This window comes from Aquitalea palustris, from assembly GCF_003693445.1.
Classification (GTDB): domain Bacteria; phylum Pseudomonadota; class Gammaproteobacteria; order Burkholderiales; family Chromobacteriaceae; genus Aquitalea; species Aquitalea palustris.
Window position 1 is genome coordinate 1 of sequence record NZ_RFAR01000094.1, and the last position, 9,114, is coordinate 9,114.

The window sequence follows — 9,114 nt, forward strand, 5'->3', positions numbered from 1 at the left end:
ATGGCGGCATTCAGTGCCAGCAGATTGGTCTGGTCGGCCACATCGCGGATCAGTGTGCTGATCTGGGCGATGTCGCCAATCGACTGGTTCAGCTGCTGCATTTCCTGCATGGCAATACCGATGCGGGCGGCCAGATGCTGCATGGCGCTGGCATTGGCATTGCCCAGCTGACGTGCCTGTTCGGTGCGCTGCAAGGCCTGGCGCGAGCCGGCCTCTGCCTGCTCGATGAATTGCGCCACGCTGTCGGCCTGGCTGGCAATCTGTGCGGCGGCCTCATTGCTCAGATTGGCCTTGCCGGTTTGCAGACGGCTGGCATCCGCTGCCTGGCTGGTGAGCAATTGCAGGTGCTGGCTGTCGCGCTGGTTGCGGCTGGCGTGTTGGTGCACATTGGTCAGCAGCTCGCTCAGGCGCTCGAGAAAACGGTTGATGCGCGCCGACATCTGCGCCAGCTCGTCCTTGCCGTTTTCTGGCAGGCGCGAGGCCAGATTGCCTTCGCTCAGCGCATCGACCGCCCGGCCCATGGCAGCCATCTGCAGCTTAAGGCGGCGCGCCAGTGCCAGCTGGATCAGCACCACGGCCAGGCTGGCCAGCGCCAGCGGCCCCAGGATGAACACGGCCAGCCGGCCCAGCATGCCGTGCATGGCGGCCTCTTCACTGCTCTGGTCGCGGCTGGCCAATGCCAGTTGTTTGTCGAGCAGCGCCACCAGCGGCACCAGGCTTTGCTGATAGGCTTGCTCCGGAATCGACAGCGCATCCTGCGGCGCGCTCTGGGCAATGGTGAGCGCGCTTTCCAGATTGCGGGTGTATTCCTGCCACAGCTGGCCGGTCTGCTCCTTGAAGGTCTTGGCCTGCGCGTCGGGCAGGTTGGCGGCGATATTCACGCTCAGTCGTGCGACTTGCTGCTTGATCTGCTGCAGGTGCTGGGCGGTGTCCGGCTGCAGGGGGTCGGCGCGTGCCAGGCTCAGTACACCGGCCTTGAACTGGTAGAGATTGGCCGACAGCTGCTGATGCTGGCTGTAGTCGTCCACATGCTGGGTAAGCGAGAACAACTGCTGGCTGGTGACGGCCAGCACGATAAGCAGGCTGGCCACGGTAAACAGAATGGTCAGCCATAAACGCTTGATCAGGGACATGTCATGCTGCTTCAGGACGGATGATGCTGCGCAGTGTAGACCTGCGATATGACATTCCTGTTACCTGACTTAATGCCAAATGACTTAATTGAATAGGAATGGTCGGTGTTTTTAATAATTTATTTAAATAGTGGATTTAAAATAATGCAAAACGGGGTCAGGGCTCGCATAGCAGCAGGCAATGCTGGCCATCCGTCTCAAAATGCCCCTCAACCTGCATGCCCAGTTTGGCATGGGCACGTAGCGAAGCCTGATTTTCGGCATTGATGAACAGCAGGGCCTTGTAGCCCGGCAGTTGCTGATGCAGCTGCTGCGCCATGCTGGCCAGCAAGCCCTGGCCGCGAGCACGTGGTGCAAGACATACCGGGCCATAAAAATAGAAGGGGGCCCTGCCTTGATGCAGCCGGGCCATGGTGGCCGCCAGTGGCTGTTCCTGTCGCTGGCTACTACTGGTAAACAGCACACCCAGCAGGCCGGCATCGTCTTCCGCCACCAGTACCGGCATATTGTCTGCGGCAGCTTGTGCCAGCCAGTGGCTGATCTTTTCCACCGGAAAATCACCATGCAGCGTACCGCCCTGGCTGCTGCTCTCCGGCAACATCAGCGCGGCAATGGCCGCGGCATCATTCTCTTTGGCATTACGCAAGCGTGGCGGCATGGTGGTCCTCCGGTAAAAATTTATTCCAGATTCGGCTTATGCTTGTTGGCCACGCGGATATAGTGCTCGGCGGAATACTTGAAATAGTCCAGCTCCTGCTCGGTCAACTTGCGCGCCTGCTTTACCGGGTTGCCCAGGTAGAGGTAGCCGGATTCCAGCCGCTTGCCCGGCGGTACCAGGCTGCCGGCGCCAATCAGTACGCGGTCTTCGATGATGGCGCGGTCCAGAATGATGCTGCCTATGCCCACCAGCACCTCGTTACCGATGGTGCAACCATGCAGGGTGACGTGATGGCCGATGGTGACATGCTTGCCGATATGCAGCGGTGCGCCCACCGGGTCGCTGTCGCGCTTGTGGGTGACATGCAGCATGGCAAAGTCCTGGATATTGCTGCCCTCGCCAATATGAATGGCGTTGACGTCGCCACGGATGACGGCAAACGGCCACACCGAGGCATCCTCTGCCAGCGTCACGTCGCCAATCACCACGGCGGCCGGGTCGATATAGCAGGAGTCGGCAATCTGCGGTGCGCTGCCATCATAGGGGCGGATATTGCGATTCATCAGAACGTCCTCATCTAACAGGTTCAGGATTCCCTATCATATAGCAATGGTTGCTGCCGGTTCGCTGGTGTGCAGCCTGATTTCGATACCGGCGCAGTGCTGTGCCAGCCACTGCCAATTGCCCACAGGAAGTGAACAATGAGCCAGAACCCGCTCCTCGACTTTACCGGACTGCCACGCTTTGCCGAGATCCGTCCCGAACATGTCAGCCCGGCCATCGAACAATTGCTGACCGAGGCGCGCCATACCGTGGCCCAGCTGACCGCTCATGCGGACAGCCCGAGCTGGGAGGATTTTGTTGATCCACTCACCGATGCCACCGAGCGCCTGTCGCGTGCCTGGGGGGTGGTAGGGCATCTGAATGCGGTGGTGAATACTCCGGAACTGCGCGATGCCTATAACGCGAATATTGCGCCGATTTCCGCTTTCTGGACCGAACTGGGACAGAATCTGGACCTGCTCGGCCAGTTCAAGGCCATCGAGGCCAGCCCGGCCTATGCCGGCTACAATGCCGCCCGCCAGAAAATCATCCAGAACGATCTGCGCGATTTCCGCCTGTCCGGTGCCGAATTGCCCGAGGCGCAGCGCCAGCGTTATGCCGCCATCCAGAGCAAGCTGGCCGAGCTGTCTGCCCGTTTCGAACAGAACGTGATGGACGCTACCGACGCTTTCAGCCTGTACCTGGACGATGCCAGCGAACTGGATGGCGTGCCGGAAGATGCCCTGGCCCTGTTTGCCGCCGCCGCCCAGGCCGATGACAAAGCCGGCTACAAGATCACCCTGCAGTTCCCCTTCTACTTCCCGGTGATGCAGTACGCCCATAACCGCGCACTGCGCCAGAAGCTGTACGACGCTTACGTCAAGCGTGCCTCGGAGTTTGGCCTGCCCGAGCACGACAACACCGAAATCATCCGCGAAAAGCTGCAGCTGACGCGCGAAGAAGCCCAACTGCTGGGCTTTGCCAATTATGCCGAGCTGTCCTTGTTTACCAAGATGGCGGAAAGCCCGGCACAGGTGATTGCCTTCCTGCGCGATCTGGCCGCCCGTGCCAAACCGTTTGCGGCAAAAGACCGTGCCGAGCTGGAAGCCTTTGCCAGCAAGGAGCTGGGTCTCTCCGACCTGCAAGCCTGGGACATCGCCTACGCCGCAGAAAAGCTGCGTGTGGCGCGCTATGCCTTCTCCGAACAGGAAGTGAAGCAGTACTTCCCGGAAAGCAAGGTGCTGCCCGGCCTGTTCGGCGTGGTCAACACCCTGTATGGCGTGGAAGTACGCGATAGCAGCGCGCCGGTATGGCATTCCGATGTCCGTTTCTACGACATCCTCAAGGATGGCCAGCTGGTGGGCAGCTTCTACTTTGATCTGTACTCGCGCGAGGGCAAGCGCCCCGGAGCCTGGATGGACGATGCCCGTGGCCGCCGCAAGAAGGGCGATACACTGCAAACCCCGGTGGCCTACCTTACCTGCAACTTCACCCGCCCGGTCGGCGACAAGCCGGCGCTGTTCACCCACGACGAAGTCATCACCCTGTTCCACGAATTCGGCCACGGTCTGCACCATATGCTGACCCAGGTCGAGGAACTGGGTGTATCCGGCATCAATGGCGTGGAATGGGATGCCGTGGAGCTGCCCAGCCAGTTCATGGAAAACTTCTGCTGGGAATGGGATGTGCTGCAAGGCATGACTGCCCATGCCGAAACTGGCGAAACCCTGCCGCGCGCACTGTTCGACAAGATGCTGGCGGCCAAGAACTTCCAGAGCGGCATGATGACGGTGCGTCAGCTGGAGTTTTCCTTGTTCGACATGCTGCTGTATACCGACTTCGACGCCAGCAGCGGCGACTGGATGGCCTTGCTGGATGAGGTGCGCCAGGAAGTGGCGGTGAACTTCCCGCCGGCTTACAACCGTTTCCCCAATAGCTTCAGCCATATCTTTGCCGGCGGTTATTCGGCGGGCTACTACAGCTACAAGTGGGCGGAGGTGCTGTCGGCAGATGCCTATGCCGCTTTCGAAGAGGCAGGCGGTGCCAATGCGGTCACCGGCAAGCGTTTCTGGGATGAGGTGCTGGCCGTTGGCGGCAGCCGCTCGGCACTGGAATCCTTCCGCGCCTTCCGTGGTCGCGACCCGCAGATCGACGCGCTGCTGCGCCATTCTGGCATGGTGGAACAGGCAGCTTGAACCACGACAAATATTTACACGGGGGAGGGAACTCCCCTGATTGGCCCTGGCTCTAATCTTTGCTCAACGGGTTATCTCCAAGAGCAGCAAGCGAGCCAGACGCTTATCTCTGCCCCTCAACGGACATCGATATTGTGTCTTTTCCCTACCCCCAATCCCCCTTGGGGGTATTTTTTTGCCTGCAGATCCATCGCAGACATGAAAACACCGCCGTTAGGCGGTGTTGGATCGTGCTTTCAGTGAGATGACGCCTCGGAGAAACTGCCTATTGCCATCTTGGTACATGACCGGGCGCAGGGCTGAATCGCCATTTCACTAAAATCAGCTGGAAGGTTCGTTGTCTGCCTTGTCGGGACGATGCGGACGCTGATGCTGGGCAAAGCCGGGCGTGCGCAGGGTAAAGGCGTCGCTAAAGGGACGCAGCGTGGAACGGTTGGGGTTTTTGGTGGGGCAGAGGGGATATTGCTGGGACTGCAGGGGTTTGGTTTGTCTGGACAATTTGGTTCTACCGGTGATGAACATGAGTCCATTCTAGCCAGCAATCGCGCGGCTCGGCAAATTTGATCAAATTTACTGTTGTTTATTTGTTCAAGCGCGCCTTCGTCATGCCGGCCGTCCGGCTGCCTGCGCTCACCCTTTCCGCGACCTGTCCGGCGGTGCATAACCGTTAAAACAATCGCTACAGAAATGCCATATTGCCACGGGACTAATCGGGTAAGATGGCGTCGATTTTCTGCCGTGCCGGCCCGCTTATCGAGTCGGTCATGGCGAGCTAATAATCAAGGCAGACCGCCGCCATGGCGGCTCTGTTCCATTGTCGGGCTAGCTGTAGCGCGCAAATGTGCGGCGGCCCCTTGTTGACGAGGGCAAGATGGTTTCCAACCGCTCCATTCGGCCCGAGCGACTCACCCTGCTGGTGTCGCTCGTGCTGGTATTGTTTTACAACCTGCCATTCTGGCAGGAAATGTTGCGTATTGTCGGGCCGCTGGATGGCCACGGCATCAAGCTGCTGCTGGAATCCTTCCTGCTGGTGACGGCGTTTTACAATCTGGTGCTGTCGCTGTTCAACTGGCCGTATATCGGCAAGCCGGTGATGGCGCTGTTGCTGCTGATTACCTCTTTCATCACCTACTTCATGAACCAGTATGGGGTGATGATTGATGTACACATGGTGCAAAACGCAGTCCAGACTGATAACAAGGAAGTGCGCGACCTGCTGACCGGCAAGATGGCGCTGTTTGTCATCGTGCTGGGCATACTGCCCGCCTGGTGGCTGTGCCGGCGCCAGATACAATGGCGTTCGCCGCTGCGCGAGAGTGGTGCACGTCTGCTGACCATCCTGATTTCTGCCGCAGTGCTGCTGGGTATCGCCTTTGCTGCTTATCAGGATTTCGCCTCGCTGTTCCGCAACAACCGCCAGTTGCGTCATTACCTGACACCTTTCAACTATATCCAGGCCACCAATGGCTATGTGCAGGACCATTACAATAGTGGCCCGGTGGTGATCAGCCCGCTGGGCGAAGATGCCAAACGCGACCCCAGCTGGCAGCAGCACAAGCGCAAGACGGTATTCGTGCTGGTGGTGGGCGAAACCGCCCGTGCCGATCATTTTTCGCTCAATGGCTACCCGCGTAATACCAATCCCAAGTTGTCAGCCCAGAGCGGTTTGATCAATCTGCCCGATGTGCACTCCTGCGGCACGGAAACCGCGGTCTCGGTGCCCTGCATGTTCTCCAATATCGGCCGCGACAATTACAGTGGCGACAAGGCCGCACGGCAGCAAAACGTGCTGGATATACTCAAGCGTGCCGGTTACAACGTGATCTGGCGCGATAACCAGTCGGGCTGCAAGGATGTATGCAACCGCGTGACGCTGGAAGACGTCAGCAACAGCCAGGATGACAAGCTGTGTACCACGGGCGAATGCTGGGATGAAATCCTGCTGAAGAATGCCCAGCAGCTGATTGATCAGTCCGACCGCGACGTGGTGCTGGTACTGCACCAGATGGGCAGTCACGGCCCGGCCTATTACAAGCGTTATCCGCCGGCGCTGGAGCAGTTCAAGCCGGTATGCCAGACCAGCGAGCTGTCACGCTGCCCGCGCGAGCAGATCGTCAACGGTTTCGATAACACCATCCTGTATACCGATACCGTGTTGTCCGGCATCATCGACTTCCTGCGTGCCAATCAGCAGCGCTATAACACCGGCATGCTGTATATGTCCGACCATGGCGAATCGCTGGGCGAAAACGGCATGTACCTGCATGGCACGCCCTACCTGTTTGCCCCGGAAGCGCAAAAGCACATCGGAGCGATGATGTGGTTCTCCGACAGCTTCCAGCAGGAAGTCGGGCTGAACCAGCGCTGCCTGGAAGGCCGCAAGGCTGAGCCTTATTCGCATGACAATCTGTTCCACTCGCTGCTGGGCTTGCTGGGTGTGCATACCAGCGTCTACAACAAGCAGCTGGACATGTTTGCTTCCTGCCGCCAGCCGGGCTGATACCTTATATGTAATGTGTAGTGGCTGCCTGCTGGCAGCTGCTTTCATCCGTAAACGAGAACTGAAGATATGCAATTAGCCACCTGGAATGTCAATTCACTCAAGGTCCGTCTGCCACAAGTACTGCAGTGGCTGGCGGATAGTCCGGTGGATGTGCTTTGTCTGCAGGAATTGAAGATGGATCAGGATGTATTCCCGCTGGCCGATATCGAGGCTGCCGGTTACCGCGCCGCCTGGTTTGGCCAGAAAACCTATAACGGCGTGGCCATTCTGGTACGTCAGCCCTTGCCGCTGGAGGATGTGGTGCTGGGCATTCCCGGCTACGATGATCCGCAGCGGCGGGTGATTGCCGCCACGGTCAACGGCATGCGCGTGATCTGTGGCTACTTCGTCAATGGCGAGGCGGTCGATTCACCCAAATACCCCTACAAGCTGGAATGGCTGGGCAAACTGCATGCCTATGTGGCCGACGAACTCAGCAGCCATCCACAGCTGGCCCTGTTGGGAGACTACAATATCGCGCCGGAAGACCGTGATGTGTACGATCCGGAAAGCTGGCACGAGCAGGTACTGTGCAGCACGCCCGAGCGCGAGGCCTTTCGTGGGCTGATTGGGCTGGGGCTGGCCGACAGCTTTCGCCTGTTCAACCAGGAGGACAAGCAGTACAGCTGGTGGGATTACCGCGCCATGATGTTCCGTCGCAACAAGGGCGTGCGTATCGACCACATCCTGATTACGCCGGCGCTGCAGGCGCGCGCCAGCGCATGTGTCATCGACAAGACCCCGCGCAAGTGGGAGCGACCGTCCGATCACACGCCCGTGGTGCTCACCCTGGCAGACTAGCCTGCCACCTGCGCGTAGCAACGGCCCGCATGGGCCGTTTTGCATTGGTAAACAGCATGTTGCCGGATCAGGGTAAAGCTTGGCCTAGCTCAATAATTTTAATATTAGAATTTGCTAAAATTTGTTGATGAATAGCTAATGCCAAGGTGCCACCATGAGCCGCAACCACCCACCGCTGCCGTGCAACCCCTATTACGAAGGGGTACCGGACTACATGACCGAAGTTTACGACTGGGCCTATGTCAACCCGCGCCGCGCCGCGCTGCTGGACCGCAATCTGGTGGTCAGCACGCTGCTGTTTCTGAATGACCAGCGGCTGATGCGCCGCTATCTGCAGCAGATCCAGCCCGGCATGCGGGTGTGGCAGGTGGCGCATGTGTATGGCGATCTGGTACAAAAAGCCGCCGCCAGGGTGGGCAGTCAGGGCGAGTTTGTGCTGACCGACATCACCCCGGTCCAGGTCGAGCATGGTGCGCGCAAGCTGGACGACTATCCCCAGGCCCGCGTGGTGCGCGCCGATGCGGCAAACTACCGGCTGGAGCAACAGCCAGATCTGGTGTGCAGCTTCTTCCTGCTGCATGAAGTACCGGACGAACTCAAGCAGCGCATTGTCGACAACATGCTGTCCCAGGTCCCGGAGGGCGGCAAGGCGGTGTTTGTCGATTATCACAAACCGGCGGCCTGGCAGCCTATCGGCTGGTTGCTCAAGTGGGTCAACCGCATGCTGGAACCCTTTGCCGAAGCACTGTGGCGTAATGAAATATCAGCGTATGCCAGCCATGCCGAGCAGTTCTGCTGGCACAAGGAAACCTTGTTTGGTGGGGTTTATCAGGTAGTTACCGTCACCCATCGCTAGTTTTGTACTTAGCGTTACACGGGCTTACATAGCACTCACAGACGGGCTTGACGGGCAGGGCTAGGATACGACTCATGGAAACACCGCTGCGGTGTCTCGGAAAGAACACTCCCCACCTGATATTGGAGAACGCAACATGAAAAAACTGACCCTGCTCGTTTTGTCTGCCGCCTTCGGTCTGAGCTCCGCTGCTGGTTTCGCCGCCACCAACGCTTCTGCTCCGGCTGCTTCCGCACCGAAAGCCAAAGCTGCCAAGATTCATCACGCCAAGAAGGGCGAAAAGAAAGTAGAAGCTTCTGCTCAGAAAGCACAAGCTGCTGACGCTTCCGCCCCGGCTAAAAAGGCTGTGAAAAAGCACCACGCTAAAAAGCACGCTGCCAAGAAGG

9 protein-coding genes are annotated in these 9,114 nt (G+C 58.8%); 5 read left to right on the plus strand and 4 right to left on the minus strand.

All coding sequences use genetic code 11. From position 1 onward, the window contains the following. The 3 genes from EAY64_RS17930 to EAY64_RS17940 form a co-directional block, all read right to left on the minus strand. Positions 1 to 1,133, minus strand: a 1,133-nt coding sequence (locus tag EAY64_RS17930) for a methyl-accepting chemotaxis protein (protein WP_103526096.1), incomplete at its 3' end; no start/stop codon positions are given. A gap of 157 nt (positions 1,134 to 1,290) precedes the next feature. Next, positions 1,291 to 1,791 (minus strand): GNAT family N-acetyltransferase, encoded by a 501-nt coding sequence (locus EAY64_RS17935; RefSeq protein ID WP_103526097.1) that lies wholly within the window; start codon positions 1,789 to 1,791, stop codon positions 1,291 to 1,293. A gap of 20 nt (positions 1,792 to 1,811) precedes the next feature. Next, entirely contained in the window at positions 1,812 to 2,354 is a 543-nt protein-coding gene (locus EAY64_RS17940; protein ID WP_103526098.1) for a gamma carbonic anhydrase family protein, read from the minus strand. Between the two features lie 138 nt (positions 2,355 to 2,492). Here EAY64_RS17940 and EAY64_RS17945 point away from each other — a divergent pair, with 138 nt between their 5' ends. Continuing rightward, entirely contained in the window at positions 2,493 to 4,529 is a 2,037-nt protein-coding gene (locus tag EAY64_RS17945) for a M3 family metallopeptidase (RefSeq protein WP_103526099.1), read from the plus strand. 321 nt (positions 4,530 to 4,850) lie between these two features. Here EAY64_RS17945 and EAY64_RS20455 read toward each other — a convergent pair whose 3' ends face one another. Continuing rightward, positions 4,851 to 5,051: a hypothetical protein gene (locus EAY64_RS20455; RefSeq protein WP_103526100.1), complete on the minus strand. Its 201-nt coding sequence runs from the start codon at positions 5,049 to 5,051 to the stop codon at positions 4,851 to 4,853. 349 nt (positions 5,052 to 5,400) lie between these two features. Between EAY64_RS20455 and EAY64_RS17955 the strand changes: the two genes are divergently transcribed. The 4 genes from EAY64_RS17955 to EAY64_RS17970 all read left to right on the plus strand — a co-directional run. After that, a complete protein-coding gene (locus EAY64_RS17955) occupies positions 5,401 to 7,029 on the plus strand; it encodes a phosphoethanolamine transferase (RefSeq protein WP_103526101.1) in 1,629 nt (542 codons plus the stop codon). A gap of 69 nt (positions 7,030 to 7,098) precedes the next feature. Beyond that, the gene (gene xth, locus EAY64_RS17960; RefSeq protein ID WP_103526102.1) at positions 7,099 to 7,872 is read left to right on the plus strand and encodes an exodeoxyribonuclease III; all 774 of its coding nucleotides are present in this window, start codon (positions 7,099 to 7,101) and stop codon (positions 7,870 to 7,872) included. A gap of 154 nt (positions 7,873 to 8,026) precedes the next feature. Beyond that, positions 8,027 to 8,728, plus strand: a complete 702-nt coding sequence (gene rquA / locus EAY64_RS17965; RefSeq protein ID WP_103526103.1) for a rhodoquinone biosynthesis methyltransferase RquA — start codon at positions 8,027 to 8,029, stop codon at positions 8,726 to 8,728. A gap of 136 nt (positions 8,729 to 8,864) precedes the next feature. Further along, the coding region (locus EAY64_RS17970; protein ID WP_103526104.1) for an acid-shock protein at positions 8,865 to 9,114 on the plus strand (250 nt) is incomplete at its 3' end.

Excerpts from the sequence above, each read along its gene's own strand:
- EAY64_RS17935 (WP_103526097.1), bottom strand. The coding sequence starts at position 1,791 with ATGCCGCCACGCTTGCGTAATGCCAAAGAGAATGATGCCGCGGCCATT.
- EAY64_RS17940 (WP_103526098.1), bottom strand. The coding sequence starts at position 2,354 with ATGAATCGCAATATCCGCCCCTATGATGGCAGCGCACCGCAGATTGCC.
- EAY64_RS17945 (WP_103526099.1), top strand. The coding sequence starts at position 2,493 with ATGAGCCAGAACCCGCTCCTCGACTTTACCGGACTGCCACGCTTTGCC.
- EAY64_RS20455 (WP_103526100.1), bottom strand. The coding sequence starts at position 5,051 with ATGTTCATCACCGGTAGAACCAAATTGTCCAGACAAACCAAACCCCTG.
- EAY64_RS17955 (WP_103526101.1), top strand. The coding sequence starts at position 5,401 with ATGGTTTCCAACCGCTCCATTCGGCCCGAGCGACTCACCCTGCTGGTG.
- xth (WP_103526102.1), top strand. The coding sequence starts at position 7,099 with ATGCAATTAGCCACCTGGAATGTCAATTCACTCAAGGTCCGTCTGCCA.
- rquA (WP_103526103.1), top strand. The coding sequence starts at position 8,027 with ATGAGCCGCAACCACCCACCGCTGCCGTGCAACCCCTATTACGAAGGG.